Raw genomic sequence first — 26430 nt, forward strand, 5'->3', positions numbered from 1 at the left:
CCCTAACGGCAGCGTCAGGGTCGATAAGGGGGTTCCGAATCGATCAGGGCAAAAATGCCCTCGCACAACGATTATCGTATTCGGGAGTGACCAATGGCCAACTTCAACCGTTTCAGCACCGTTCTTCTGGTGACCACCGCCGCCGCTGCACTGGGCGCGTGCAGTGGCGCGAACGACGTGGCATCGCCGGGCGCCGGGACGGTCGTCATCACGCCCGCGCCGACCCCGACGCCAGCACCCACGCCGACACCGACGCCGACCGCAGCGATCACTGCCGCGCAGTTCGCCGCGGTCACGCCGGTCAATGGCATTTCGATCACCGCGGACGAGCAACTCGCGATCGTCAACGCCGGCACGAACAACAATGTCAGCGGCACCAACATGCTCAACGGCGTGTACCCGACGACCGCGGCATCGCTGACGACCGCGCTCGACCCTTCGACGATCAACAGCTTCTTCACCAGCACCAACTATGTCGGCGCGCTCAATGGGCCGACCGATACCGCCTTCCAGGGCTGGACCTGCAATTCGACGTCGGCGGAATTCGGCGGCAGCGGCGCGCGCTGCACCGCGGTTCCGGCGGTCGGCACGGGCGGATCGGCCGCGGCATGCCCGACCGGCACGACCGACGACGGCTTGGTCCAGACGTTCCGCGCCTGCCGCCTGCCGTCGGTCATCAGCGGCACGCTCAACCTGCCGAAGATCGCGGGCGTGTTCTACCGCCTGCGCGGCCAGACCGAAGTCGGGACCGACGTCGGCACGACCGGCGCGGATAACAACGCAGTGCTCAACATCGAGCCGGGCGTCGTGATCGCGGCGGATTCGTCCGAGACGACCAACGACCTGCTGCTCGTCAATCGCGGGTCGAAGATCAACGCGGTCGGCACGGTCGCCAACCCGATCATTTTCACCTCGCAGCAGAACCTCACCAGCAACGGCGTCAGCGATGCGACGCAGGGCCAGTGGGGCGGCGTGATCATTCTCGGTCGCGCACCGGTCGGCGTCTGCGCCACCGGCACCGGGCCGAACAATGCGGCGGGCAGCAGCACGACCTGCCAGCAGGCGATCGAAGGCGTCACCGGGCGCTTTTATGGTGGCCCAACGGCCGCCGACAGCAGCGGCAAACTCCAGTATGTCCAGATCCGCTACAGCGGCATCGCGATCAGCGACGGCAACGAACTGCAGGGCCTGACGCTCGGCGGCACCGGGTCGGGCACGACCATCGACCACGTCCAGAGCCACAATTCGGCGGATGACGGCGTCGAGATCTTCGGCGGCACCACCAACATGAAATATATGGTGATGACCGGCGCGGACGATGACGGCTTCGACATCGACAACGGCTTCCGCGGCTTCATCCAGTTCATGATCACCGCACAGCGCACGATCGGCGCGACCGCCGACTCCTTCTCGACCGAGATCGACTCGAACAACGCGGAAGACCTGCTGCCGCGCACCTTCGGCCGCTACGCCAACTTCACCTTCCTCCAGACCGCGCTCGCCCCGGCAGCGATCCGTCTGCGTGGCGGTGCGGACATGACCTTCGTCAACGGCGTGGTGAAGACCCCGGCGACCGTCGCATGCATCAACCTGATCGCGGGCGAGCAGACCGCGGGTGGTCGCACGACGATCCGTCCGGCCGATGCCGCGCTGCAGGATGTCGGGCCGCCGGTGTTCAACTCGATCTACTTCTCCTGCCAGGGTCGCTGAACGCTAGCCTCGGGACCATCGCCAAGTTGATGCCGGGGCGGCCGCTTACGCGCCGCCCCGGCATTCGCCTATGAAAATTCGATCGGGAATACAGGCCATGCAGAAGCGCCTTGCCTTCGGGACACTCCTTCTTCTTACTTCCACGTTGGTGTCGCCCGCGGCGCTCGCGCAGACCGCTCCGGCCCCCGCCGCGACCACGCCGCCTCCCGCCGCCGCGCCTTCGGCGCAAAGCGCGGGTGATCCGGTGGCTACCCCCGCCGCCGACCAGGCGGGTGACCCGGAACAGCAGGTCGAAGTCTCCGCGCCCGGCATGGACACCAGCCAGGGCGCAGACATCGTCGTCGTCGGGCGCAACATTCCCAACGTCATCCGTTCCACCCCGCAGATCGTGTCGGTCCTGTCGGGCGCGGACATCGCGCGGACCGGCGAGGGCGACATCGCGGGCGCGCTTGCGCACGTCGCTGGCCTCAGCGTCGTCGGCGGCGGGTTCGTCTATGTGCGTGGGCTTGGTGATCGCTATTCGTCGTCGATGCTCAATGGCTCGCCCTTGCCGAGCCCCGAGCCGCTGCGCCGTTCGGTCCCGCTCGACATTTTTCCGACGACGATCGTCGGGTCGGCGCTGGTGCAGAAGACCTATTCGGTCAATTATCCGGGCGAGTTCGGCGGCGGCGTCATCAACCTGACGACCAAGGCGATCCCCAAGAAGGACTTTATCTCGCTCGGCGGATCGATCGCGGCGGACACCGTGACGACCAGCGAGCTCGGCTATACCTACGCGGGCGGGCGCAGCGACTGGACCGGCTATGACGACGGCACGCGCACCGTGCCCGACTTCATTAAGAATGCACCCGGCGGGACGGGCATCATCCCGAGCGACCAGGTCGCCAAGCTCACCAACGCGCGGACGACGCTGCTCCAGCGCAACAATAGCCTGCCAGCGAACTTCTCCGGTGAGATCAGCGGCGGCAAGGTGATCGACCTCGGCAGCGACCGGATCGGCGTGATCGCCTCGGCGAGCGCGAGCAACACCTTCCGCACGCGCCTGACGCAGCAGCAGGATTCGGTCTCGCCCGACGGCACGCTGCGCAACGATTACAACACGTTGCTGACCGACAACCGGATCGTCGCCAACGCGCTGCTCGGGCTGGGTTATGAGTTCGGGCCGAACACGATCCGCGCTACCGGCGTCTATATCCACGACACGCTCAAGCAGGGGCGTGGATCGACCGCGATCGTCTACAACAATTCCAGCGGGCGGCGTTTCCAGCAGAATACCAACTGGTTCGAGCGTCAGCTGATCGAAGGTCAGGCTGTCGGCGAGTTCAAGGTAACCGACGCGCTGCATCTCGACGTTCGTGGCGCCTATGCCAATTCGAAGCGGAATGCGCCGTACGAGCGGCAGTTCGATTATCTCTGCTCGAACGTCACGACGACCGGCCTGCCGATCCAGACCACGCAGCAGAACGGCATCGGCGGCGCGCGGTGCGATGGCGCGTATCAGGCGACGCGGCGCTTTTCGCCGTTCGCGTCGATCATCTTCAGCGAACTCGACGAGGATCTGTACAGCGCGCAGGGCGACCTGACTTATAAGCTCGATCTCGGGCGGCCGGTCACGCTTTCGACGGGCTATTATTATTCTGGGACCGACCGCACTTCGACCCGCCTGCAGTTCAACTATCAGACCGCGGACGGCGGTGGCACTGCGCCGGCCTATCCGTGGAACCTGTTGCGGCCGGATTATCTGGTCGGGGCGGATTCGATCGCTGCGAACAACCTGCAACTCCAGTTCGGGACGCCGCTCGGCGCCTATGCCTATGATGCCAAGCTGAACATCCATGCGGGCTATGGTCAGGTTGAGGCCGAGTTGCTCGATGGCGTGCGCGGTACGGTCGGCGTGCGCTACGAGACCGCGGACGAACGCGTTACGCCGATCGGTGCGGCCACGACGCGGCTGAACAACGATTACTTCCTGCCAGCGCTCACGCTGACGTGGAATTTCCGCAACAACATGCAGCTGCGCGCGAGCGGGTCCAAGACGATTTCGCGTCCGCAGTTCCGCGAACTGGCACCACAGCAGTTCCGCGATCCGGAATCGGATCGCCTGTTCTTCGGTAATCCGCTGCTGCGCGATTCGGAGCTGTACAATTACGAGGGCCGCTTCGAATGGTTCTTCGCGCGTGACCAGCGCTTCACGCTCGGCGGTTTCTACAAGCTGATCAAGAACCCGGTCGAGCAGGTCGGTTTCTACACCGGCGCGGATGACCGGTTGCAGACCGGCTTCACCAACCTGCCCAAGGCGAAGCTGTACGGGGCCGAAGTCGAGCTGCAGAAATATTTCCCGCTCGATTTCTTCGAAAGCACCTTCTTCACGACGCGCCGCGCATTGTTCATCGCAAACTACACCTATTCCAAGTCGAAGATCACCGCGGACAGCAGTTGCGTGCCCAACGTGCTCAACCAGACGCTGGGCGGGTGTGGCGCGGGCTTCGGTCCGGCCAATCTCCAGTTCCGCAACGGTGCGCCGCTGACCGGGCAGTCCGAACATCTCGTCAACGTCCAGGTCGGGCTGGAGGACAAGGCGTCGCTGTCGCAGATCACGCTGCTGTTCAATTACGCGAGCGACCGCGTGACCAACCGCGGCCCGTCCAACCTGAGCGGCACCGGGTTCCAGCCGGACATTATCGAGAAGCCGGGCATCCGGCTCGATCTCGTCGCGCGGCAGGGGTTCAAGGTCGCCGGCGGGCAGTGGGAGCTCAAGGCCGAGGCGCGCAACCTGACGGGGACGCGCTATCAGGAAGGCCAGACCTTCAGCAACGGCAACCAGGTGTTCGTCAACCGCTACCGGTTGGGTCGCATCTTGTCGCTCGGGTTGAGCACGACCTTCTGATGCGGCGTCCCCCTCGCGCCCGTATCGTCACTGGCGCGGGGGGAGGGCCGCGATCATCCCCAGGGTCGTTCGCGATACCATTTGGTGATGACGTATTTCGTCCCCGCGCGGACCTTCATCCCGTGATGCAGCGTTGCTGGGTTGAGCGTCCCGTCGGGGCGGCGGTTGTTCCACGCGAGCAGCTTGCCCGTTTCGGGCTGGACGATCTTGTCGATCGCTTTGAACCGAGTCGCACCCCCCGCTTCGGGATGGTTGAGATAGATCATCACGGTCCAGGTGCGGTTGCCCGCAATGCCGCAATAGCGCGGATAGTCGATGCCATCGGGCTCGAAATAATCGGTATGGCCTTTGAACTCCTGCCCCACCGCATAGCGTTGCCCTTGGATCGGCTCGCCGTGGACCGGGTCGAGCCCCGTCAGCGCGGTGATCCGCGCGTTGAGGTCGATCGTCAGCGCATCGTGCGGATCGAGGTCGCCGGTCTCGCTCGTCCGGAACGCGGCATCGCCATTGGCATCGGACAGCGTCGAGGGACGCCGCGTCGCATCGACCGACTCGCACAGGGCGGCGCACATAGCCGGATCGAGAAAGCCGCGCTTGATGAACAGCGTAAGCTTGGGGCTCGGCACGCGCTGAACGCCGGGTTGCGCGATCAAATGCGCGACCAGTGCGTCCGCGGGCATTCCCGAACCGTAGTTTGGCGGGGTCGTCATCCGGTGTCTTCTGCCCAAATCGCCGGGTATTATCCACCTTTGCGTCGTGCCATATGCGCTTAACTGCTATGTCGCCGGACTGTAACGCTTGCCGCCTAGCAGGGTCGTGATCGAGGAAGATGTGCGGATGCGTTTGGTTTTGGATGCGCGGGCGCGGGCCATTCTGCGACGCCTTCCGGTGACGACGGTGTATACCGGGGTCGAACTCGTTCTGATCGCGGTGCTCGCGCTGCAATGCGCGCGGCTGGTGTACGCCGTGGTGACGCCGGTTGGTCCGGTCGGAATCTGGCGGCCCGAACAGGGCGTGATCCCCGGGTCGCCGGCAGCGCTGCTGCGCGGCTTCGATCCGTTTTTCCGCGTCAGTGGCGGGGATGCCGCCGGACCCGCCGCCGTGACGACGTTGCAGCTCACCCTGTACGGCACCCGGATCGACGAGGCGCAGGGCGGCGGATCGGCGATCATCGCGGGCGCCGACGGCGTTCAGCAGAGCATCGGCGTCGGCCAGGAGATTTCGCCGGGCGTCATCCTCAAGGCGGTCGCGTTCGACCATGTCTCGATCGAGCGGGGCGGGCGAAGCGAAGATCTGTTCATCACGCAGGCCGAACAGGCGCCCGCGCCAGCGGTCGTACCGGCGGGGGCGCCGCTGGTCGGCGGGGCCGCGCCACCCGCGTCCGCGGGCGCGCCGCCACCACCGCTTCCGAACGCGACGCCCAGTCCGCAGGGCATTTCCGCCGCGCAGGTGCGCAGCGACATCGGCTTCATTCCGCGGATCGACGGCGGCAAGGTCAGCGGGTTGACCGTGCGGTCGCAAGGATCCGGCGCAGCGTTCCGCGCGGCGGGGTTGCGTGATGGCGACATCGTGACGCAAATCGGCGGGCGTCCGGTCAGCGGTCAGGCCGATCTCGAGCGGCTCGGTCCGCAGCTTGCCCGTGGCGGCGCCATATCCCTGTTGGTCGAACGCGGCGGACAGGTCGTTCCTCTTACCCTTACGATTGCGGGTCAATGAAAAGACTGATTCTCCGGCCCGTACTGGCTTCCATCCTCGCGCTGACGTGCGCCGGGGCCGCGACCGCGCAGCAGACGATGAACGTGCGCGACGCCGACATTCGCGCGTTCATCGCGGATGCCGCGCGGGTGACCGGGCGGACCTTCATCATCGATGCGCGCGTGCAGGGCAAGGTGACCGTCGTCACCGATCACCCGGTGAGCAAGTCGCAATATTTCGAGATCTTCCTGTCGACGCTGCGCGCCAACGGGCTGGTCGCGGTGCCGACCACCAACGGCAGCTTCCGCATCCAGCCGATCGACAACGCCGCGTCGCAGCCGAGCCGCGTCGGCGCGCGCGGGGCGCAGAGCAACAGCTTCGTCACCGAGATCGTCCGGTTGCGCTCGGTCGACGCACAGTCGGCGGTGGATACGGTGCGCGCGCTGGTGTCCCCGCAAGGCACGGTGTCCGCCAATCGCAGCGGCAACACGCTCGTGATCGTCGACTTCGCCGACAACGTCCGGCGCGTGCGCGAAGTGCTGCGGCGGATCGATACCAACAATGCCTCGACTCGCGTGGTGGCGCTCAAGAACGCCGGTGCGCGCGAGATCGCGACCGCGCTCCAGTCGCTCGCCGGGCAGGGCGGCGGCGGGGGCGGCGCAGGAAACACCGGCGGGGGTGCTGCGGCACCGAGCAGCAACGGTACCAGCGTGGTCGCGGTACAAAGCTCCAACTCGGTGGCGATCAGCGGCGATGCTTCGACCGTGGCGCGGCTCGTCGCGGTCGCGGAGGACCTCGATCGGCGCGCCAAGAACGGCACCGAGATCAAGGTGATCTTCCTCGAGAATGCCGATGCCGAGCAATTGCTGCCGGTGTTGCAGCAGCTCGTCGGGCAGACGCCGTCGCCGATCACCAACCAGCAATTGTCGCAGTCCAGTTTCGGCAACAACAGCCAGACCGGCAGCAACGGTAACAACAGCCCACAGCGTCAGGCCAATACCCCGGCGGTGCAGCAGGATACGACCGCGCCCGGCAGTACCGCAGGGCAGGCCGCGATCAGTACGCAGGGCGGGCGCACCGCCGCGGTCGTCACGCGCTTCGTCGGGGCGAATGCGATCGTCATTGCGGCGCCCGCGGAGGTGCAGCGGCAGTTGTCGGAGGTCGTGCGCCAGCTCGATACGCGGCGCGAACAGGTGCTGGTCGAGGCGATCGTCGCCGAAGTGTCCGATCAGGTGGCGAGCCAGCTCGGCGCGCAGTTCGCGATCGGGAACCTGAAGGGCGGTGTCTTCGCGGCGTCGAGTTTCTCTAACACCGCGCCGAGCCTGCTGACGATCGCGGGCGCGGTCGCGGCGCGGCAGCTCAACACGACGACGACGACGATCAACGGCGCGACCGTCACCACCAGCACCAACAGCACGGTCAGCGATACGCTCGCCCAGTCCGCGCTGAGTTCGATCCTCGGCGCGAGCGGCGGGTTCGGCGGGTTCGGCGGCAAGATCGGCGACACGATCTTCGCGTCGATCATCAACGCGGTAAAGAGCGATACGACGTCGAACCTGTTGCAGGTGCCGCATCTGGTGATGCTCGACAATCAGGAGGCGCACAGCCTGGTCGGGCAGGAAATCCCGATCACCACCGGGCAGGCGCTGTCGAACAATTTCGACAATGCCTTCCGCACCACGCAGCGGCAGAATGTCGGCATCGAGCTGACGGTGCGTCCACAGGTCAATTCGAGCGGGACGGTGAAGCTCAATTTGCGGCTCGAGGTAAGTTCGATCGCAGGGCCGGTGTCGAGCGACAATAGCGACCTGATCCTCAACAAGCGCGAGGTCGAGACGGTCCGCACGGTCGACGATGGCGATATTGCGGTGATCAGCGGGTTGCTCGACGACAATGAGCGGCGGACGATCCAGAAGATCCCGTTGCTCGGGGACATTCCGGCGCTCGGCAATCTGTTCCGGTCCAAGGCGAAGTCGCGGACCAAGACCAATCTGATGATCTTCATCCGGCCGACCATTTTGCGTACCGCCGATGACAGTCGCAAGCTGACCGAACAGCGCTACGGTTATTTGCGGTTGCAGCAAGGGTTGCAGGACCCTGATGCGGAGCCGTCGATCGACCAGCTGGTGCGGGAGTATCTGGGGGCGGCGCCGCCGATTCCGAGCGCACCGGTGCTGGGGAACGTCGACGATCCAAGGATCGCGCTGCCGATCCAGCGGAATTCGACGATGGTCATTCGTCCGAGGGGCAAGTGATGGGGAGCGACGTTCCTCTTAGCCCCTCCCCTTCAGGGGAGGGGTTGGGGTGGGGCAGTCCAGCAGGACTGGCTCTCGGTGAGACACCCCCCACCCCCAACCCCTCCCCTAAAGGAGAGGGGCTTTTGACGGCTGACCTCACCATTCCAGAAGTCACCATCCCCTACGCCTTCGCGCGCCGCTTCGGCGTCGTCCTCGCGCCCGGCACCGACAGCCACTTCGCGATCGCGATGCGCGAAGGTGCCGATCCCAAGGTCCTGCTCGAACTCCGCCGCCACCTCGCGCGCCCGTTTGATGTCGGCTTCGTGACCCCGACCGAATTCGACCGCCTGCTCTCCGAAGCGTATCGCATGGACGGGCAAGCCGCCGCGATGGCAGCGGGAACGCTCGGCCTTGGCGACGAACTCGACGTGCTCGCGAGCGACCTGCCGACCGCGGACGATCTGCTCGACACCGCAGACGATGCACCCGCGATCCGCCTGATCAACGGCATCATCGCGGATGCCGCGCGTAACGGCGTGTCCGACATCCACGTCGAACCCTATGAAACCGGCCTCGTCGTGCGGATGCGGATCGACGGCGTGCTGCGCGAGACGCTGCGGATGCCGCCGCATGTCGCCCCCGTCGTCGTCAGCCGAATCAAGGTGATGGCGCGGCTCGATATCGCCGAGCGGCGCGTGCCGCAGGATGGCCGGATCGGGCTGACGCTGGGGGGCAAGCTGCTCGACGTCCGCGTCTCGACCTTGCCGAGCCGCGCGGGCGAGCGCGTCGTGCTGCGTATCCTCGACAAGGAGAATGCCGGGATCACGCTCGATGTGCTCGGGATGACGCCTGCGATCAACCAGTTGCTCAAGGAAGCGATCACCGAGCCGAACGGGATCATCCTCGTCACCGGGCCGACCGGCTCGGGCAAGACGACGACGCTCTACGCCTCGATGCGGCTGCTCAACGACGGCAGCCGCAACATCCTGACGGTCGAGGATCCGGTCGAATATGCGATGGAGGGCGTCGGGCAGACGCAGGTCAACGCGAAGGTCGGGCTGACCTTCGCGGCGGGGTTGCGCGCGATCCTGCGACAGGATCCCGATGTCGTGATGGTCGGCGAAATCCGCGACCGCGAGACCGCCGAGATCGCGGTGCAGGCGTCGCTGACCGGGCATCTTGTGCTGTCGACGGTGCATACCAACGACGCGGTCGGCGCGATCACGCGGATGCGCGACATGAAGGTCGAGCCGTTCCTGCTCGCCTCCACACTCCGCGCAGTGATCGCGCAGCGGCTGGTCCGGCGGTTGTGCGAACATTGCCGGCGGCCGGTGCAGGCGACCGGGTCGGTCTCGGCGCTTCTCGGGTTCGATTCGGGCGCGATCGTCTATGAGGCGGTCGGCTGCGAGCAGTGCCAGGGGACCGGGTATAAGGGCCGGATCGGCGTCTACGAGGCGATCCGCATCGATGATACCGTGCGGCGGCTGATCAACGAGGGCGGGGATGAATCGATCATCGCTCGGCATGCGTTTTTGCATTCGCCCAATCTGGGGAGTGCGGCGCGGGCCTTGGTGCGGGACGGCAAGACGACGACTGAGGAAGCGGTGCGGATTTCACGGCGGGATATGGCGGATGCCGAAGCGCCGATGCCCCTGCCGGAGGTGGCGGGTGAGTGAGGGGCATCCCTCCCACCGTTCGTTTCGAGCGAAGTCGAGAAACCCGGCACCAGCGCAGGTTTCTCGACTTCGCTCGAAACGAACGGATGTGAGGGCGATCCGTATCGGGTGTCCAAATGCCTGACTTCGACTACCTCGCGATCGACACCAAGGGCCGCGAGGCGCGCGGGCAGGTTGCTGCGCCGTCGATCGAGGAGGCGCGCGTGCTGCTCGACCGGCGCAAGCTGTACGTGGTCAAGGTCGAGCCCGGCTCGGGCCGTGCCGCCGCCGCCACCCGCGGGAAGCCGTTGTTCTCCGACTTCAGGCTCGGCAGCCGCAAGATGAGCACCAAGCAGCTCACCCTGTTCACGCGCCAGCTCGCAACGCTCAACCGCGTGTCGCCGCTCGAACAATCGCTGCGTACGATCTCGCGCCAGACCGACCAGGAGCATGTCCGCGCGATCGTCGACTCGGTTCACGCGGGCGTGGTCGAAGGACGCCGGCTTCACGAGGCGATGGCGCGCGAGGGGAAGAGCTTCCCGGCACTCTACCGCGCGATGGTTTCGGCGGGTGAGACCTCGGGCTCGCTTCCGGTCATCCTCGAACGGCTCTCGGTGCTGCTCGAGCGTCAGGCCGAGATCAACGGGCAGATCATCACCACGCTGGCGTACCCGTCGGTCCTCGCGGTGGTCGCGATGGCGGTGGTCACCGCGCTGATGGTGTTCGTCGTGCCGCAGGTGGTCGAGCAGTTCGATACGGTCGGGCAGCAACTCCCGCTGCTGACGCGGATCGTGATGGGCATTTCGAACTTCATGGTCGCCTATTGGTGGGCGTTGCTGCTCGCGATTGTGCTCGGCGGGATCGGCTTCTGGCGCGCGCTCAAGAACCCTTCGGTCAAGCTGCGCTTCGATACGTGGATCCTGCGCGTGCCGCTGATCGGGCGGCTGTTCCGCGATCTCCACGCCGCGCGGATGGCGCGGACGCTGGCGACGATGGTGGCGAGCCGATTGCCGCTGCTGGAAGGCCTCGCGCTGACCGGCGGCACGATCCGCAACCTGCGGCTGAAGGCGGCGTCGGACGAGATCGTCGAGGCGATCCGCGGCGGCGGGAGCCTGTCGGCGGCGATGCGGCGGACGGGTGTGTTCCCGCCGCTGCTGACCTATCTCGCAGCGTCCGGAGAAACCGCAGGCCAGCTCGACGACATGCTCGAGCGCGCAGCGGATTATCTCGAGCGCGAATTCGACCGGTTCACGACGACGGCGCTGTCGTTGCTCGAACCGATCATCATCGTCCTGATGGGGGGCGTGGTCGCGACGATCGTGCTATCCATCCTGTTGCCGATCCTGCAGCTCAACACGCTTGCCGGACAATGAGGTTTGTTATGACGGATATGCCTGCCACCCCCACTCTCAGCCGCCGCGTTCGGTCGTCGGAACAGGGGTTTACCTTGATCGAGCTGATGGTCGTAATCGTCATTCTCGGGCTGCTCGCGGCGATCGTGACCTACAATGTCCTGCCGCTGGGCGACAAGGGCAAGATCACCAAGGCCAAGGCCGACATCGCGCAGATCGAAGGCGCGCTCGATCTCTACAAGCTGCAGAACGACACCTATCCGTCGACCACGGACGGGTTGCAGGCGCTGGTCAGCGCCCCCGCCGATGCGGACGCGAGCAAGTATCAGCGTGGTGGCTACATCAAGAAGCTTCCGCTCGATCCGTGGGGCAAGCCCTATCTGTATGCCGCCCCCGGCCAGCATGGCGAGGCGGACATCTGGACGCTCGGCGCCGACAAGAAGGAAGGCGGCGAGGGCGTCAATGCCGACATCGGTAGCTGGCAGTAAGCTGACCTCACGCGACGCGGGGTTCACGCTGATCGAGCTGATGATCGTGGTGACGATCATCGGGCTGGCCAGTGCTGTCGTCGTGCTGGCGTTGCCCGATCCGCGCGGTCGACTGCGCGACGAGGCGACGCAATTCGCGCTGCGCACCCGCGCGGCGCACGATCTCGCGATCGTGACGTCCCGGCCGGTCAGCGTGTGGGTGTCGGCGGGGGGCTATGGCTTCGATGCGCGGCGCGGCGGCGAATGGGTCGCGATGAGCGAGAAGCCATTGCGCGTGACGCGCTGGAGCAAGGGGACCGAAGCCGTGCCGGCATCGGGCGGGCGCGACCGGATCCTGTTCGATTCGACCGGGAGCGCGGATCGCCCGATGGACGTGGTGCTGCATCGCGCGACCGAAAACCTGACGGTGCGGATAGGGAATGACGGGCGGGTCAAGGTCGGTGCCTGACCGCGCGTGCCTGGACGACCGCGGCTTCACGCTGATCGAGATGATGGTCGCGCTCGCCGTGTTCAGTCTCGCTGCGCTGGCCTTGATCCGGCTGGAGGGCGCGACGATCCGCGGCGCGAGTACGCTCGACACGACGTTGATGGCGCAGATCGTCGCGCGCAACGTCGCCTATACGGCGATGACCGACGCGCGCGCGCCGACGCTAGGCGTGGCGAGCGGGGTCGAGCAGAATGGCGGACGCACCTGGGCCTGGACGCGCGTGGTCCAGCCGACCGGGGATGCGCGGATTCTCAAGATCGATGTCACGGTGCTGGACCCGAGCGGGCGTAGCGCGGGGCATCTCACGGTGGTGCGGGACGGGGCGACACGGTCGTGAGGCGCGCTCGGTCCGCGCGGTGCGAGGCAACACCTGATCCGCTGTGCGCCGCGGACGCTGGCTTCACGCTCATTGAAGTGATGATCTCGCTGCTCATCTTCGGCCTGCTGTCCGCTGCGGGAGTCGCGCTGCTGTCCTTTTCCGTCCGCGCGCAGGGGGCGACCGCTGCCAAGCTCGACGACGTCTCCGCGATGAACCAGCTCTCCTCGATCATGACCGCCGATTTCGCACAGGCGATCGACCGACCGGTGCGCGACGAAGCGGGCAACCTCACGCCCGCGTTCGTCGGCGGGTCGGGACCGGGGGCGGTGCCGATGCTGCGGTTCGTGCGCGGGGGATGGAGCGACCTCGACGGTGCGCCGCGCGCCGAAGTGCAGAAGGTCGAATATGCGCTGGTCGACGGCGCGTTCGCGCGAGTCGCTTACCCGATGCTCGACGGCGCGCAGCCGCTCCCCCCGACCGCGATCGTCGCGCGGGTCAAGCAGGTGGCGCTGCGCTATCGCATCCGCGGGGCGTGGAGCGATCAATGGGCGGGAAGCCTACGCACGCCGCTCCCCGATGCGGTCGAACTGCGCATCCTGCGCAGCAACGGCGTCGAGACACGGCAGATGTTCCTGGTCGGCACGGGCTATGGGAGGCGGATCAATGCGGGGATCAACTGACCCCCGCCGCCCCGGCGAGCAGGGCGCCGCGTTGTTGACGGTGCTGCTGCTCGTCGCGGTGATCGCGGTGCTCGCGGGCACCGCGCTCGAGAAACTGCGGCTGGCGACGCGGCTCGGCGGCAATGCGGTCGCGCTCGACCAGGCGCGCGCCTATTCGCTCGCGGCGGAGACGCTCGCGGTCGTCAAGGTGACCGACCTGCTTCGGAAGAGCCAACAACGCGTTACCTTGCAGGGCAATTGGAGCGACGCCCCGTTCGCGCTGCCCATCCCCAACGGCAGCGCTACCGCGCGCGTGACCGATGGCGGAAACTGCTTCAATCTCAACAGTCTGGTGGTCGAAACGACGCCCGGTTCTTATGCCGCCTACACGCCCGCGCGGATCGTGTTCGCGCAGTTGATCCGGCTGGTCGATCCCAACGCCAGATCCCCCGATGCGATTGCCGCCGCGACCGCCGACTGGATCGACACCGACAATTCGCCGCTCGACAGCGGCGGGGCGGAGGATTCGTCCTACGGCGGCGGGCGGCAGGGCTATCGCACCGGCAACACGCTGATGAGCGATCCGAGCGAGCTCCGCGCGGTCAGCGGGGTTTCGCGGACCGATTACGAAAAACTGCGCCCGTGGCTGTGCACCTTGCCCGAAGCCAAGCCTTCCATGATCAACGTCAATACGCTGCTTCCCGAGCAGGCTCCCCTGGTGGCGATGCTGCTACCCGGCACACTGACGGTAGAGGGCGCGCGGCAGGCGCTGCTCAAGCGTCCGCCAACCGGCTTTGCGACGGCCGAAGCCTTCTGGGCGCAGACCGCCGTCACGGGCGGTCCCGGAGTAGCGACCGCGCAAACTGCCATCACCACCAAATGGTTCACGCTCAAGGTCGATGTGACGCTGGGCGGGACCGTTCTCGAACAATCGGGGCTGATCGATGCATCAACCCTTCCCGCGCGGCTCGTCTCGCGGCAATGGGGCGAGCGACCATGACCGATACGCTCGTCCTCTTCCTGCCGACGCCCGACCTGCCGTGGCGGTGGCTTCACCTCGCGGACGGTGCGGTGGCGGGGCGCGGCGAGGGCTTTCCCGATCTCGTCGCGAACGCCGATCGCGCGCACGTCGCGGTGGTGCCGGCGGAGGCGGTGACGCTCCACTGGGCCGAATTGCCCGATCGATCCGCGGCGCAAGCCGCCACCGCCGCCCGGCTGGTGGTTGCGGACGCGAGCGCGACTCCGATCGCTGGGCTGCACGTCGCGGTCGGGCGCGAGGGCGCAAACGCCGAACGCCCGATCGGGGTCGTCGCTGCGGGGCAGATGCAGGCGTGGCTCGACTCGCTCGTGGCGAACGGGGTCGACCCGGATGCGATCCTGCCAGCCCCGATGCTGCTGCCCCGGCCCGAGAGCGGGTATCTCCGCGCCGATCTTGGCGGCCAGGGGGTGGTGCGCGGAACGACAAGCGGTTTCGCGGACGAGGCGCGGCTGACCGAACTCGTCACGGGCGGGGTCGCACCCGAAGTGATGGGGCGCGAAGCGGTCGAGCAGGCGATTGTCGCGGCGGTGACCGCACCCGCACTCGATCTTCGCCAGGGCGCATTTGCGCGTCGGCGCAAGATCGGGATCGACTGGGCCTTGATCCGGCGGCTTGCGTGGCTGAGTGCGGCGATCATCGGCGTGACCGTGCTGATCACGCTGGTGCTGCTGCTCAAATATTCGACCGCCGCCAACGAGCTCGAACGGCGCACCGACCTGCTCGCACGCAGCGGGCTGACGCGGGGCGAGGCGGTGAGCGATGCCGATCGCCAGCTCGACGCGCGGCTGGAGCGGCTGCGCGGGGGCGGGCAGGGCTTCACGCGGACGACGGCGGCGGTGTTCGCCGCGATCCAGGCGACACCGGGGACCGAATTGCGCACCGTGTCGTTCGATTCGCTCGGCGCGCTGCGCGTGACGGTCGGGTTGCAGAACGAAGGCCAGATCCTCGACTTGCGCCGCCGGATCGACGCCGCCGGATTCGAGGCGACGACGCCGGGGCAACTGGTGTCGACCGGCGGGCGGTTGACGGGGGAACTGATGGTGAAGCCGCGATGACCGACCGCCTGCTGCTCTGGTATCGCGCCCGCACGCAACGCGAACAGCGGCTCGTCTTTGGCGGCGCCGTCATCGCGATCCTCGCGGTCGCGTATCTGCTGATCGTTCCGCTCAACGATATCCTCGAATCCGAACGGGGCCGCCACGCGACCGACGTGATCGCGCTTGGCGAGACGCAAGTCCGGGTCGACGCGGTCAAGGCCGCGCAGGCCGACCGGATCGCACCGCTTCAGGAGCCAATCGAGTCGGTGATCCGCGCGCGCGCGAACGACGCCGGGTTCGCGCTGGCGACGGTGACGCCGCAGGGCAGCGACCGAGTCGCGATCGCGATCGCCTCCGCGCGACCGGGGGCGTTGACCGGCTGGGTCGCGGATCTGGAGGCATCCGGCATTCTGGTCGAGCAACTGACCACGACCGATAATGGCGACCGCACCGTCGCCGCACAGCTGACCCTTCGGGCCCGCGGACAATGAGCCGGTTCCGCCTCCGCACCCCGCCGGTCGCGCTGTTCGGCGCTGTGTTCGTCCTGGCGCTGCTCGTGCTGCTGCCGTTGCGGCTGGTGCTCGGCTGGTTCGATCTCGATCAGTCGCATGTCGCCGCGCGCGAGGCGACCGGGAGCGTGTGGTTCGGCGGTCTGCGCGAGGCGCGAGTCGGGCCGATCGCACTGGGCGATCTCAGCGCGCGCGTGTCGCCGTGGCCGCTGGCGGTCGGGCGCGCGCGAATCGACGTCGCTGGGCAATCCACGACCGATTCGTCCACCGCGGCGCGGGCGATTCGCGGGGCGATCAGCGTGTCGCGCCATGCCGTCGGGATCGACGACATGACCGCGGGCCTTCCCGCCGGGAACGTGTTCGCGCCGTTGCCGGTGACCGGAATCGATCTGGACGACGTCAGCGTCCGCTATCGCGACGGGAATTGCGAGACCGCGGAGGGCCGGGTGAAGGCCGTCCTGAGCGGCGATATGGCGGGAATCGCCTTGGGGCAGGGGCTTTCGGGCACCGCGCGGTGCGACGCCGGGGCGGTGCTGCTCCCGCTCGTCAGCCAGGCGGGAAGCGAGCGGATCGACCTTCGGCTGTGGCAGAACGGGCGGTTCTCCGCGCAGCTTACCGTTCGCCCGACCGACCCGACGATCGCGCAGAAGCTCGAGCTGGGCGGCTTCCGCCCGACCGCGAAGGGGCATTTGCTCACGATTGACGGGAATTTGTGAACGAGCATTCTTGACGCTGGGCCCCCAGTCCCGCTAGGGGCGCTCACTCTGCGGCGATCGTAGTTCAATTGGTTAGAGCGTCGGCTTGTGATGCCGGATGTTGCGGGTTCAAGTCCCGTCGGTCGCCCCATTCTTTCTAGCAGCCAGGAATTCGCTTTGACCACCGGCTGGGGCTTCCCCGATTTCGACGACCATGAAGGCGTCCATCTCTTCACCGATCCGGCCAGCGGCCTTCGGGCGGTCATCGCGGTCCACTCCACTGCTCTTGGGCCAGCCGCCGGCGGCGTCCGGTTCTGGCATTACGCCGATCATGAGCGCGCCATCACCGATGCGCTGCGCCTGTCGCGCGGGATGAGCTTCAAGAACGCGATGGCGGACCTTCCAATGGGGGGCGGCAAGGGCGTGGTCCTCGCGGCGAACCCGGGCGACACGATCACCCAGGCGCAGCTCGAGGCGTTCGGTCGCGCGGTCGAATCGCTCGGCGGTCGCTATGTGACGGCGGAAGACGTCGGCATGTCCGAAGCAAGCATGAAGACGATCGCAACGATGACCAAGCACGTCTCGGGGCTTCCCGTGGCGGCGGGCAGCGCGGGCGGCGATCCCGGGCCGTACACGGCGATGGGCGTGTACCTCGGCGTCAAGGCGGCGGCGAAGCGCGGCCTCGGTGCGGACGACATGCGCGGCGTCCACGTCGCGATCCAGGGTGTCGGCAGCGTCGGCGGCGGTCTCGCGCGGTTGCTGGCCAAGGACGGCGCGCGGTTGACCTTGTCCGACGTCAATGCCGGGCGCGCGCAGGCGCTCGCCGAGGAACTCGGTGGCACCACCGTCCCGGCAAACGCGATCCTGTCGACCGAAGCCGATATCGTCAGCCCGAACGCGCTCGGCGCGATCCTGACGCCCGAGTCGATCGATGCGCTCAAGACCAAGATCATCGCGGGCGGCGCGAACAACCAGCTCGCGACGCAGGCCGAAGGCACGACGTTGCAGGAGCGCGGGATCCTCTACGCCCCGGATTACGTCATCAACGCGGGCGGGATCATCAACGTCGGGCTCGAATATCTCGGACACGGCGATCAGGCCGAGGTCGAATCGCGCATCACGCGCATTCCGGACCGGCTCGTCGCGATCTGGGACGAGAGCGAGCGCTCCGGCGCACCGGCATCGGACGTCGCCGATGCGATGGCCCGCAAGCTGATCGGGCGCGCGTAAAGGTTTGGTTCGCTCCCCGGTGAACGCCGGGGAAGCGGACCGTTCAATAGCTTCTACTTCAGGCAGGCGATGATCGCGCGCACGGCCGTCATCGTATCCTCCACGTCGCGCACCGCGATCGTGTCCATCCCCGCCGCACGCACCGCATCGTCGTTGCCGCCGGGGTAGATCGCGTCCCCGAGAAACAGCATGTCTTCGGTGGCAATTCCCGACTCCTCGGCCAGGCGGCGCATCGCATAGGCCTTGTCGATGTCCTTGTGCGTGATGTCGAGCGAGGTCGATCCGCCAATGTTCACCGACAGGTCCGGCAATGCCTTGCGCAGGGTGACTTGCATCGCCTTGCGCTTGGCGAAATCGGGATCCCACGCCTTCTTTGCATCGAGCGGCGCCTGCTGGCCGAGCCCGGAGAAGGTGATCTGGCTCCCGCGATCCTCGACTCGCTCGCCCCAGGTCCGCTCATCGGCTGAGCCCGCGTCGCTCACGGCCTTGTCGAGCGCTTCCAGGATATGGTCGCGTTCCTCGGGCGCGAAGACGTCGGCATAGACCTTGGTCCACGTGTCCTGGTCGAAGCGGTACAGCTTGGTCCCCGTCGTCGGCATGATGAACAGATGGTCGCGGCGCGTCCCCGAAGGAAGCGCGTCCACCACCTGCGTTTCGAATTGCGGCCAGTCGCCCCCGGAGATGACCGCCACCCGCGCGACCGCGAGCAGATCCTTCAGCAGCGCCGCCATCGGCGCACCGATCCGCTGCTTGCTTTCGGCGAGGGTGCCATCGAGGTCGAACGCAATGAGTTTCTTCATGAAAATATCCTGCGAGGAGAGCGAAGCGGCAACGCGCAAAGGGCGCTTGCGGTTGCCCATAGCATGGATCGCGCGCATGGTCGGGGGATGGGTACAGGTTCGGAAGCACGCGCGTGAGCGGTTGGGTCATGTTGGTGCTGTGCGGGGTCGCGATCTTCGGCGCGCTGTGGGTCGCTGGCGTCGCGCGGACGTTGTGGACCACGGTCGGCGCGGCGCTGATGCTGGGCGCGACGGGCTATGCGCTGCAGGAGCATGCCGGCTTGTCCGGGCATCCGGTGGAGCGCGACGTCGAGCCGGTCACGGTCTATCCGCAAGTCACCGAATTGCGCGACCAGATGCTCGGGCGGTTCAGCGGAGACGGCGCGTATCTCATCGCATCGGACGCGCTGATGCGCGGCGGCAGCCGGGACAGCGGCGCGCGCGTGGTGTTGATGGGAGCGAACGCCTATCCGCGCAGCCTGACGCTGTGGACCGGGCTCGGCACCGCAATCGCGCAGCATGACGGCGGGGCGGTGTCGCCAGCGGCGAAACTCGCGTTCGACCAGGCGACGCGGCTTGCGCCCGAGCATCCGGCGCCGCCCTTCTTCGAAGGGCTGGCGTATGTGCAGTCGGGCGATTTCCGCCAGGGTCGCCGCTATTGGGCGCGGGCGCTTGCGCTGACCCCGGCAGAGGCGCCGTATCGTGCAGGGATCGCGCTGCGGCTCGCTGCGCTCGACGCGATGATCGCACGCATTCCGGCGGGGTAGGGTTCGACGGGTACCGCGCCCCGCCGCCAATCATGCCGCAGTGCGAACACGAAAAAGGGCGCCACCGCGATGCGGTAGCGCCCTTCTCGAAGCGTCCGAGCAACGGCCCGGCGCCAACGTTCTTACTGAACGTTGTCGGCCTTGGCGTCGCCCTCGGCGCGGATGTTGTCCGCCTGGTCCTTCATCGCATCAGCCTTGTTGTCCAAGACTGCCGAAGCCGTAGCGTTCGACGTGTTGGCAGCCATGTCGTCGATCATCGCTGCGTTGTTGTCGACTGCGTCGGCAACCATGTCAGCATTGTTCTCGATCGCAGCAGCTTCTGGGTTCTTGTTGCAGGCGGCGAGCGAAACCAGGCCGGCGGCGACGAGAACAAGGGCGGTCTTCTTCATGCAATTGCTCCCAAGCAAATAAGGCATTTCACGGTGACAGGTGCCGCCGCGAAGACCGGTGGCATAACGGGTCGCTGCGGTGCGTCAATCCGCAATCCCGCGTTTCGATACGAAGCTGCCACGTTTCAGCCATATTTGCGACGAGTGGAGGTCACTTCGTCGCACCGACCGGTCCGATCGTCTCTGGCGCATTGGCGACGACCGCCAGCATCGTCGCCCAGGCCGCGACGTTCTGCCGCAACTGCGCTGGGTCGATCAGGTCGAGCGTGTCTTCGGGCGTATGGTGGTAATCGAAATACCGCAGCCCCGACTGGTTGAGGTCGATCCCGCCGCCGCCGAGTGCCAGCGTCGCCTCCACATCGGTCCCGCCGTGCGCCGTGTCCGCGCCGCGCACCACGCCGATTGGCGCAAGCGCTACTGCAAGGCGGTCGGCCACCGGCTTGGCACTGGCGGGCAGGTTGGTTTCGAAACGCCACACGCGATCCGCGCCAAAATCCGATTCCGCCGCGATCGTATGCTGCTCGGTCGCATGCGCCTTGGCATAAGCGGCGCCGCCGAAGCCGCCGGTTTCCTCGTCGCCGAACCAGACGACGCGGATCGTGCGACGGGGTGTGCCCGCAGACATCATGAGCTTGGCGGCGGCGGCAGTGATCGCGACGCCCGCGCCATCGTCGATCGCCCCGGTGCCGAGATCCCAACTGTCGAGATGCCCGCCGATCAGGACGATCCCCGCAGATGGATCGGAGCCGGGGACTTCGGCGATGACGTTACCCGAGGTCCGGCTGGGCACGACCGTCGGCGTCAGCGTGAGGTGCAGCGACACCGGCTTGCCGGTCTTGAACATGCGTTCGAGATTTTCCGCATCCGCGACCGACAACGCGGCAGCGGGGATCGGGGTGACGCCGGGTGCGAAGTTGGTCGTCCCCGCATGCGGCCCGCGGCCATGATCGGTCCCGATCGAGCGGATCACGATCGCGGCGGCACCCTTGGTCGCGGCGACATTCGGCCCGAGGAAGCGTGCGCCGCCCTGGCTGCCGTAGCTAGAACCGTCCTGCGTCGGCTGCATGCTGTTCGATACGAACGCGATCTTGCCCTTCAGGCTACCCGCGGGCGCGAGGAGCAGATCGTTAAAGCTGGGGAAATAGACCACCGGCAGCGTCAGTCCCTTGGCCGGAGTCGCGCCCGAGTTGCCAAGCGCGGTCAGCCGCAGTGGCTGCGGGAAGGGGGCGACGACTTCGGCGGTCTCGATGCCGCGAATCCACACGTTCTTCAGTTCGTAGGGTTCGATCCGCACGTTCTGGAAGCCCAGCGCCCTCAACTTGACCACCGCCCATTGCCGCGCGCGTTCCTCGGCGGGGGAGCCATCCGGACGCGGGCCGATCTCGGTCGTCAGCCCGGAGACGATGTCATAGGCGACGTCGTCCTGCAGCGCCTTGTCGCGGATCGAAGCGACGGCCGCATCCGGCGCGACCGCCGCGGGCGTGGCGCGCTGCGCCATCGCGGGAGAGGAAAGGGTGGCCAGCAACGTCGACGCGAGAAACAGCGAACGGATGGTCATGCAGGGACACTCCTTGGAAGGCTGGCCTTGGAAGGCTGGGATTGGCCGGGCCGACAGCGCCGGCGGCTAGGGTGCGTGCAGGAGACAGGACGCGCGCGGATCTTCCGTCCGGTTCGTGACGCCCCCCGCGTCGTGACGCCACCGTATCCACGGGCGGCCACGTTGCCAATCCGCCGCATGCTCGCTACATGCAATCCATCAATTTCAGCCTCATGTGAACGGAGCATCATCGGCTATGGCCGTGCAGTACAGCTATGTGATGAAGGGCCTGACCAAGACCTTCCCCGGTGCCCCAAAGCCCGTGCTCAACAACATCCACCTGCAGTTCCTGCCCGACGCGAAGATCGCGATCATCGGACCGAACGGTTCGGGCAAGTCCACGCTGATGAAGATCATGGGCGGGATCGACCCGGACTTCACCGGCGAGGCGTGGGCCGCGGACGGGATCAAGGTCGGTTATCTGCCGCAGGAGCCGCAGCTCGACCCGACCAAGACCGTCATGGAAAACGTCAAGATGGGCGCAGGCCCGGTCGCGCAGATGGTCGAGCGGTTCAACGCGATCTCGGCCGAAATGGGTGATCCGCAGGACGACACCGATTTCGACGCGCTGATGGAGGAAATGGGCGATCTCCAGACCAAGATCGACGCCGCCGATGGCTGGGCGCTCGACAGCCAGCTTGAGCAGGCGATGGAAGCGCTCCGCTGCCCGCCGGGCGACAGCGCGGTCACCAACCTGTCGGGTGGTGAGAAGCGTCGCGTCGCGTTGTGCAAGCTGCTGCTGGAGAAGCCAGGCATCCTGCTTCTCGACGAGCCGACCAACCATCTCGACGCCGAGAGCGTCGCGTGGCTAGAAAATTACCTCAAGGAATATACCGGCAACGTCATTCTCGTGACGCACGACCGCTACTTCCTCGACAACGTCGTCAACTGGGTGCTCGAGCTCGATCGCGGGCGTTACTACACCTACGAATCCAACTATTCCGGCTATCTGGAAAAGAAGGTCAAGCGGCTCGAGCAGGAAGAGCGCGAGGAGCAGGGCAAGGCCAAGGCGATCTCGGACGAGCTGGCGTGGATGCGGCAGACCCCCAAGGCGCGGCAGACCAAGTCCAAGGCGCGTATCCGCGCATTCGACGAGCTGATGGAGAAGCAGGAGAACCGTTCGATCGGCAAGGCGCAGATCCTGATCCAGCTGCCCGAGCGTCTCGGCGGCAAGGTGATCGAGGCGAAGGGCCTGACCAAGTCTTACGGCGACAAGCTGCTGTTCGAGAACCTCGACTTCGTGCTGCCGCCGGGCGGGATCGTCGGCGTGATCGGGCCGAACGGCGCGGGCAAGTCGACGCTGTTCAAGCTGATCACGGGCCAGGAAACCCCGGACGTCGGCTCGATCGAAGTCGGCCAGACGGTCAAGCTTGGCTATGTCGACCAGTCGCGCGACGACCTCGATCCTAACAACAACGTCTGGGAAGAAATCTCGGACAAGCTCGAGATCTTCCGGTTCGGCAAGCAGGAGCTGGGCACGCGGGCGTATGTCGGCGCGTTCAACTTCAAGGGCCAGGACCAGCAGAAGAAGGTCGGCCAGCTGTCGGGTGGTGAGCGCAACCGCGTCCACCTCGCCAAGATGCTCAAGGAGGGTGGCAACGTCCTCCTGCTCGACGAGCCGACCAACGATCTCGACGTCGAGACCCTGCGTGCGCTGGAAGAGGCACTGGAGTCGTTTGCAGGCTGCGCGGTGGTGATCAGCCACGATCGCTTCTTCCTCGATCGTCTGGCCACGCACATCCTCGCGTTCGAGGGCGACAGTCATGTCGAATGGTTCGAAGGGAACTTCGAATCGTACGAGGAAGACAAGCGGCGTCGCCTGGGCGATGCGGCGGACCGTCCGACGCGGCTCGCGTACAAGAAGCTCACCCGCTGATCGGCCAGGAGAGCGCGGCATGGTGCCGCGCTCTCCTGCGCGCAGCCTTACGCCGTGAAGCGCTTGGTAAAGCCCTTGGGCGGCCGTTCGTCCGCCACTTCGACCGCGACATGATCGACGCGCGCGGTCGGCGGGCCGTCATGGCACAGCGCCACCAGTTGCGCCGCGGTCGCCTCGTCCCCGACGACCAGGATCTCGACCCGGCCATCGGTGCGATTGCGAACCCAACCGGTCAGGTCGAGCTCACTCGCCCGACGCACGGTCCAGTCGCGGAACCCCACGTTCTGGACCCTGCCGCTCACGAATACGCGTTGCATCGCCATCATTACTCACTCGATTCGAACACGTCACACGGGATCGAAATCGTTAACCGCTGCGGGTAAGCGGCGCATCTCGTACTTTGGCACGACATCACGCCACCACCCAACCCTTATCCGTCGGCGACGGAAGGCGCGCGGGCGGCGGGGTAGGCGATTGTCATGACCTCATACTCTCGCTCCCCGGCGGGCAAGGCCACGCGCCGGACGTCGCCGACCGCCGCCCCGCGCAAGGCGCGCGCGATCGGCGCGTTCCAGCCGATCCGGCCCGCGGTGGCATCGGTTTCGTCGTCGCCGACCAGCGTCAGCACGCGGTGTTCGTCCTCCTCGTCGGCGATCGTCACGGTCGCGCCAAACCAGACGCGCGTCCGGTCGGGCTGCGCGGCCGGATCGACGACCTTGGCGGCCTTCATCCGCCGCGCAAGGAAGCCGAGCCGCCGGTCGATCTCGCGTAAGCGCTTGCGCCCGTAGATATAGTCGCCGTTCTCAGAGCGATCGCCATTCCCCGCCGCCCAGGAAATGACGTCGACCAGCTTGGGCCGTTCCTCGCCGAGCAACTGCCGATATTCCGCGCTGAGCACGGCATAGCCCGCCGGGGTGATGTAATTGGGACGATCCATCGCGTGTCAGCCCGGCGTGCGTTTGCCCAGATACCAGCTGATTCGGTTCGGCCCGGACGAGCGCGCGCGCGATGGGTTCATCAGGTCATAGACCACCGCATTCTCGAGCACGCGCTGGACGTAATTCTTGGTCTCGTAGATCGGGATCGCCTCGATCCAGTCGATCATGTCCGGCCCACCCGCCATCCGCGGATCCCCATTCGCGCGGAGCCATTTGTTCACGTTGCCCGGCCCGGCGTTATAGGCGGCAACCGCGAGCGGATAACTGCCGAACAGGCCGAAGATCTTCCGGAAATAGCTCGACCCGACCATGATGTTGTAATCGGTATCGGTGGTCAGCGCGGACGGATCGTAGGACAGGCCGATCTTGCCCGCGGTTTCGCGCGCGGTGCCGGGCATCAACTGCATCAGCCCGCGCGCGCCCGCGTGGCTGACCGCCGCACGGTCGAACTGGCTTTCCTGCCGCGCGATCGCATGGATCATCGTCCAGTCGTCCTGGCTCGACACGGGCACCTTGACGCTCGGGAAGCCGACGGTCGAATATTCGCTGAGACCGTTCTGCAACGCACTCCGCCCGACCATCACGCCCAGATCCGGGCGGCCGAGCGTGCGCGAAATTTCGGACGCGAGGACATGGTCGCTGTCGGTCGTGGCGTCGGCGGCGATCTGTCGGATGAACGCTGTCTGGTCCGCCCAGGCGCCGGTCGTGCCGAGATATTGCGCGGCTCGCACCGTTTCGCGGGCATAGAATTTCGCGCGGGTCGCGGCATCGACCGGGCGCAACGTCGCGGTGCCGGGCGCGGTCAGCGTCTGGCCGAGCCGTTCGATCGCAAGCTGGCCGTAGAACAAGTCGCGAAACCCGGCGGCGCGCGTGTAATAGCCATTGGCTTCGGCGCGGCGTCCCGCGGCTTCGGCCGCGCGGCCTGCCCAATAGAAGCCCTTGGACTGCGTCGTCGAGGTGCGCGACGCGTTGGCATAGCGCAGGAACAGCCCGGTCGCGTCGGCTGGGCGGTTCATCTGCTTCATCACCGCCTGTCCGGCGAGCCAGACGAGGCTGGTATAGTCGTCGCGCTCGCCATAGGGGCGCGTGCTGACGTCGGTTCCCGCAGGATAGGCATCGTCGACCCGACGCGCGATGTCATAGGCGACTGCGATCTGTCCGTCGTTGGCGGCAGCGCGGGCGTTGGTCAGCAGCGTCTCGAACCATTGTTCGGGGCTCGCCGGAACGGTCGCCAGCGGCAGGCGCTGCGCCAGCGTGGCCCGCGCACTGTTCGAGGCGCCGCTGAAGCGGAACCAGCTCGCGCGATCCGCGATCCAGCCGGGGTCCGCGCCGCCGATCGCCTGCGTCGCGGCGGCCCGATCGGACGCATCGGGCGCGTTGGTACGGAAGGCGAGCCGCGCTTCGAAGATCGGGCGACGCGCCGGGCTGGTGAGGCCGATCTGGCGCTGTGCAGCGAGCGTCGAGTTGAGCCACAGCAGCATGTCCATCCGGGCGTCCTGATCCGCCTGGCTCAGCGCGCCGGGGTAGAACGCCTGGATCCGCGCCTCGTCGACCGGCGAGATCGTTCCGGAAATCCAGGCCGCGCGCGCGGCGGCATTGGCTTCGGCGCGCGCACCGGTGGCGGCCAGCGCATCGGCATAGCGCGTGCGGCTCGTCCCGCTGAGCGGTGGGAAGCGGCGGAAGAAGGCGACGGCGTTCGCCGGGGACCAGCCCGGAGTCTCGAGTGCGCGCTCCGCCAGGCGGCGCAACGCCATTTCGTTGGGCCAGCCGGGATGCGCCACGAGGAAGGTCGCGTAGCGATCGAAGCTGTATCCCGGGCTTTGCAACGCCTTCCACTCCGCGATCGATGTCGCGATCGCGACATTCGACGCATTGGTGCCGGTCAGGATTTGCGTCGCGCGCCCCCAGCCGAGCTGTTCCTGCACCGCATCCGCGGGCACCGCCAGACTGGATACGCTGGCCAACAAGAACGCCGATTTGAACACCGTTGTAATCATGTGGACAGACTATGCTTCCTGTCCGTATTTGTCCCGGGGAAAAACACCTAAAGCCGACGGATCATCCCGCGCGCAGGAGCACAACACT

At 66.7% G+C, this 26430-nt stretch carries 24 protein-coding genes and 1 tRNA gene; 18 read left to right on the top strand and 7 right to left on the bottom strand.

All coding sequences use genetic code 11. The features are described from left to right. The first annotated feature begins 93 nt into the window (after positions 1 to 93). Both ABIC16_RS07990 and ABIC16_RS07995 read left to right on the top strand, forming a co-directional pair. Positions 94 to 1710: a beta-helix domain-containing protein gene (locus ABIC16_RS07990; protein ID WP_354290684.1), complete on the top strand. Its 1617-nt coding sequence runs from the start codon at positions 94 to 96 to the stop codon at positions 1708 to 1710. 97 nt (positions 1711 to 1807) lie between these two features. After that, complete coding sequence (locus tag ABIC16_RS07995; protein ID WP_354290685.1) at positions 1808 to 4597, top strand: TonB-dependent receptor domain-containing protein; 2790 nt, start codon at positions 1808 to 1810, stop codon at positions 4595 to 4597. Positions 4598 to 4650: 53 nt separating this feature from the next. Here the strand turns inward: ABIC16_RS07995 and ABIC16_RS08000 are convergent, their stop codons facing one another. Beyond that, positions 4651 to 5307 carry a prolyl hydroxylase family protein gene (locus ABIC16_RS08000; protein ID WP_354290686.1) on the bottom strand — a complete coding sequence of 219 codons (657 nt, stop codon included), beginning with the start codon at positions 5305 to 5307 and terminating at the stop codon, positions 4651 to 4653. 127 nt (positions 5308 to 5434) lie between these two features. Between ABIC16_RS08000 and ABIC16_RS08005 the strand changes: the two genes are divergently transcribed. The 14 genes from ABIC16_RS08005 (at position 5435) to ABIC16_RS08070 (ending at position 17999) form a co-directional block, all read left to right on the top strand. Beyond that, positions 5435 to 6313 carry a type II secretion system protein N gene (locus ABIC16_RS08005; protein ID WP_354290687.1) on the top strand — a complete coding sequence of 293 codons (879 nt, stop codon included), beginning with the start codon at positions 5435 to 5437 and terminating at the stop codon, positions 6311 to 6313. Further along, positions 6310 to 8547, top strand: coding sequence for a type II secretion system secretin GspD (gspD, locus tag ABIC16_RS08010; protein ID WP_354290688.1), 2238 nt, complete (start codon positions 6310 to 6312; stop codon positions 8545 to 8547). The genes ABIC16_RS08005 and gspD overlap by 4 nt, the downstream gene beginning before the upstream one ends. Positions 8548 to 8690: 143 nt before the next feature. Then, on the top strand, positions 8691 to 10205 hold the full coding sequence (locus tag ABIC16_RS08015) for a GspE/PulE family protein (protein WP_502958343.1): 1515 nt from the start codon (positions 8691 to 8693) through the stop codon (positions 10203 to 10205). Positions 10206 to 10321: 116 nt separating this feature from the next. Continuing rightward, positions 10322 to 11557: a type II secretion system inner membrane protein GspF gene (gspF, locus tag ABIC16_RS08020; RefSeq protein WP_354290690.1), complete on the top strand. Its 1236-nt coding sequence runs from the start codon at positions 10322 to 10324 to the stop codon at positions 11555 to 11557. A 17-nt stretch (positions 11558 to 11574) separates the two neighbouring features. Then, the gene (gspG, locus tag ABIC16_RS08025) at positions 11575 to 12024 is read left to right on the top strand and encodes a type II secretion system major pseudopilin GspG (RefSeq protein ID WP_431358411.1); all 450 of its coding nucleotides are present in this window, start codon (positions 11575 to 11577) and stop codon (positions 12022 to 12024) included. After that, positions 11999 to 12472 carry a GspH/FimT family pseudopilin gene (locus tag ABIC16_RS08030; protein WP_354290691.1) on the top strand — a complete coding sequence of 158 codons (474 nt, stop codon included), beginning with the start codon at positions 11999 to 12001 and terminating at the stop codon, positions 12470 to 12472. The genes gspG and ABIC16_RS08030 overlap by 26 nt, the downstream gene beginning before the upstream one ends. Next, on the top strand, positions 12465 to 12848 hold the full coding sequence (gene gspI / locus ABIC16_RS08035) for a type II secretion system minor pseudopilin GspI (protein WP_277970384.1): 384 nt from the start codon (positions 12465 to 12467) through the stop codon (positions 12846 to 12848). Before ABIC16_RS08030 ends, gspI begins: the two co-directional genes overlap by 8 nt. After that, positions 12845 to 13510 carry a type II secretion system minor pseudopilin GspJ gene (gene gspJ / locus ABIC16_RS08040; protein ID WP_354290692.1) on the top strand — a complete coding sequence of 222 codons (666 nt, stop codon included), beginning with the start codon at positions 12845 to 12847 and terminating at the stop codon, positions 13508 to 13510. The genes gspI and gspJ overlap by 4 nt, the downstream gene beginning before the upstream one ends. Next, positions 13494 to 14489: a type II secretion system minor pseudopilin GspK gene (gene gspK / locus ABIC16_RS08045; protein ID WP_354290693.1), complete on the top strand. Its 996-nt coding sequence runs from the start codon at positions 13494 to 13496 to the stop codon at positions 14487 to 14489. Before gspJ ends, gspK begins: the two co-directional genes overlap by 17 nt. After that, a complete protein-coding gene (gene gspL, locus ABIC16_RS08050) occupies positions 14486 to 15583 on the top strand; it encodes a type II secretion system protein GspL (protein ID WP_354290694.1) in 1098 nt (365 codons plus the stop codon). Before gspK ends, gspL begins: the two co-directional genes overlap by 4 nt. Next, positions 15580 to 16056, top strand: a complete 477-nt coding sequence (gene gspM, locus ABIC16_RS08055; RefSeq protein WP_354290695.1) for a type II secretion system protein GspM — start codon at positions 15580 to 15582, stop codon at positions 16054 to 16056. The genes gspL and gspM overlap by 4 nt, the downstream gene beginning before the upstream one ends. Beyond that, positions 16053 to 16790, top strand: coding sequence for a type II secretion system protein N (locus tag ABIC16_RS08060; protein ID WP_354290696.1), 738 nt, complete (start codon positions 16053 to 16055; stop codon positions 16788 to 16790). The genes gspM and ABIC16_RS08060 overlap by 4 nt, the downstream gene beginning before the upstream one ends. A 53-nt stretch (positions 16791 to 16843) precedes the next feature. Continuing rightward, positions 16844 to 16920, top strand: a tRNA-His gene (locus tag ABIC16_RS08065). A gap of 26 nt (positions 16921 to 16946) precedes the next feature. Continuing rightward, complete coding sequence (locus tag ABIC16_RS08070; RefSeq protein WP_354290697.1) at positions 16947 to 17999, top strand: Leu/Phe/Val dehydrogenase; 1053 nt, start codon at positions 16947 to 16949, stop codon at positions 17997 to 17999. A 53-nt stretch (positions 18000 to 18052) separates the two neighbouring features. Here the strand turns inward: ABIC16_RS08070 and ABIC16_RS08075 are convergent, their stop codons facing one another. Next, the gene (locus ABIC16_RS08075; protein WP_354290698.1) at positions 18053 to 18799 is read right to left on the bottom strand and encodes an HAD-IIB family hydrolase; all 747 of its coding nucleotides are present in this window, start codon (positions 18797 to 18799) and stop codon (positions 18053 to 18055) included. A 113-nt stretch (positions 18800 to 18912) separates the two neighbouring features. On the opposite strand from ABIC16_RS08075, the gene ABIC16_RS08080 reads away from it, so the two are divergent. Beyond that, positions 18913 to 19545, top strand: coding sequence for a tetratricopeptide repeat protein (locus tag ABIC16_RS08080; RefSeq protein WP_354290699.1), 633 nt, complete (start codon positions 18913 to 18915; stop codon positions 19543 to 19545). 122 nt (positions 19546 to 19667) lie between these two features. Here ABIC16_RS08080 and ABIC16_RS08085 read toward each other — a convergent pair whose 3' ends face one another. Both ABIC16_RS08085 and ABIC16_RS08090 read right to left on the bottom strand, forming a co-directional pair. Then, positions 19668 to 19934, bottom strand: coding sequence for a hypothetical protein (locus tag ABIC16_RS08085; protein ID WP_277970375.1), 267 nt, complete (start codon positions 19932 to 19934; stop codon positions 19668 to 19670). A 151-nt stretch (positions 19935 to 20085) separates the two neighbouring features. After that, on the bottom strand, positions 20086 to 21492 hold the full coding sequence (locus ABIC16_RS08090) for a M20/M25/M40 family metallo-hydrolase (RefSeq protein ID WP_354290700.1): 1407 nt from the start codon (positions 21490 to 21492) through the stop codon (positions 20086 to 20088). A 235-nt stretch (positions 21493 to 21727) separates the two neighbouring features. On the opposite strand from ABIC16_RS08090, the gene ettA reads away from it, so the two are divergent. Further along, complete coding sequence (ettA, locus tag ABIC16_RS08095) at positions 21728 to 23407, top strand: energy-dependent translational throttle protein EttA (RefSeq protein ID WP_354290701.1); 1680 nt, start codon at positions 21728 to 21730, stop codon at positions 23405 to 23407. Between the two features lie 47 nt (positions 23408 to 23454). On the opposite strand, the gene ABIC16_RS08100 is transcribed toward ettA, so the two are convergent. The 3 genes from ABIC16_RS08100 to ABIC16_RS08110 form a co-directional block, all read right to left on the bottom strand. Continuing rightward, on the bottom strand, positions 23455 to 23709 hold the full coding sequence (locus ABIC16_RS08100; protein ID WP_354290702.1) for an acylphosphatase: 255 nt from the start codon (positions 23707 to 23709) through the stop codon (positions 23455 to 23457). 128 nt (positions 23710 to 23837) lie between these two features. Beyond that, on the bottom strand, positions 23838 to 24344 hold the full coding sequence (gene greB, locus ABIC16_RS08105; RefSeq protein ID WP_277970372.1) for a transcription elongation factor GreB: 507 nt from the start codon (positions 24342 to 24344) through the stop codon (positions 23838 to 23840). 6 nt (positions 24345 to 24350) lie between these two features. Next, positions 24351 to 26342, bottom strand: coding sequence for a lytic transglycosylase domain-containing protein (locus ABIC16_RS08110; RefSeq protein WP_354290703.1), 1992 nt, complete (start codon positions 26340 to 26342; stop codon positions 24351 to 24353). Positions 26343 to 26430 lie beyond the last annotated feature (88 nt).

This window comes from Sphingomonas sp. PvP055, assembly GCF_040546365.1.
Taxonomy (GTDB): domain Bacteria; phylum Pseudomonadota; class Alphaproteobacteria; order Sphingomonadales; family Sphingomonadaceae; genus Sphingomonas; species Sphingomonas echinoides_A.

Coding starts and splice junctions, on each gene's coding strand:
- gspM (WP_354290695.1), top strand. CDS start 15,580: ATGACCGACCGCCTGCTGCTCTGGTATCGCGCCCGCACGCAACGCGAA.
- ABIC16_RS08090 (WP_354290700.1), bottom strand. CDS start 21,492: ATGACCATCCGTTCGCTGTTTCTCGCGTCGACGTTGCTGGCCACCCTT.
- ABIC16_RS08005 (WP_354290687.1), top strand. CDS start 5,435: ATGCGTTTGGTTTTGGATGCGCGGGCGCGGGCCATTCTGCGACGCCTT.
- gspF (WP_354290690.1), top strand. CDS start 10,322: ATGCCTGACTTCGACTACCTCGCGATCGACACCAAGGGCCGCGAGGCG.
- ABIC16_RS08030 (WP_354290691.1), top strand. CDS start 11,999: ATGCCGACATCGGTAGCTGGCAGTAAGCTGACCTCACGCGACGCGGGG.
- ABIC16_RS08000 (WP_354290686.1), bottom strand. CDS start 5,307: ATGACGACCCCGCCAAACTACGGTTCGGGAATGCCCGCGGACGCACTG.
- ABIC16_RS08060 (WP_354290696.1), top strand. CDS start 16,053: ATGAGCCGGTTCCGCCTCCGCACCCCGCCGGTCGCGCTGTTCGGCGCT.
- ABIC16_RS07990 (WP_354290684.1), top strand. CDS start 94: ATGGCCAACTTCAACCGTTTCAGCACCGTTCTTCTGGTGACCACCGCC.
- ABIC16_RS08110 (WP_354290703.1), bottom strand. CDS start 26,342: ATGATTACAACGGTGTTCAAATCGGCGTTCTTGTTGGCCAGCGTATCC.
- gspL (WP_354290694.1), top strand. CDS start 14,486: ATGACCGATACGCTCGTCCTCTTCCTGCCGACGCCCGACCTGCCGTGG.
- gspD (WP_354290688.1), top strand. CDS start 6,310: ATGAAAAGACTGATTCTCCGGCCCGTACTGGCTTCCATCCTCGCGCTG.
- gspK (WP_354290693.1), top strand. CDS start 13,494: ATGCGGGGATCAACTGACCCCCGCCGCCCCGGCGAGCAGGGCGCCGCG.
- gspG (WP_431358411.1), top strand. CDS start 11,575: ATGCCTGCCACCCCCACTCTCAGCCGCCGCGTTCGGTCGTCGGAACAG.
- ABIC16_RS07995 (WP_354290685.1), top strand. CDS start 1,808: ATGCAGAAGCGCCTTGCCTTCGGGACACTCCTTCTTCTTACTTCCACG.
- ABIC16_RS08085 (WP_277970375.1), bottom strand. CDS start 19,934: ATGAAGAAGACCGCCCTTGTTCTCGTCGCCGCCGGCCTGGTTTCGCTC.
- ettA (WP_354290701.1), top strand. CDS start 21,728: ATGGCCGTGCAGTACAGCTATGTGATGAAGGGCCTGACCAAGACCTTC.
- greB (WP_277970372.1), bottom strand. CDS start 24,344: ATGGATCGTCCCAATTACATCACCCCGGCGGGCTATGCCGTGCTCAGC.
- ABIC16_RS08075 (WP_354290698.1), bottom strand. CDS start 18,799: ATGAAGAAACTCATTGCGTTCGACCTCGATGGCACCCTCGCCGAAAGC.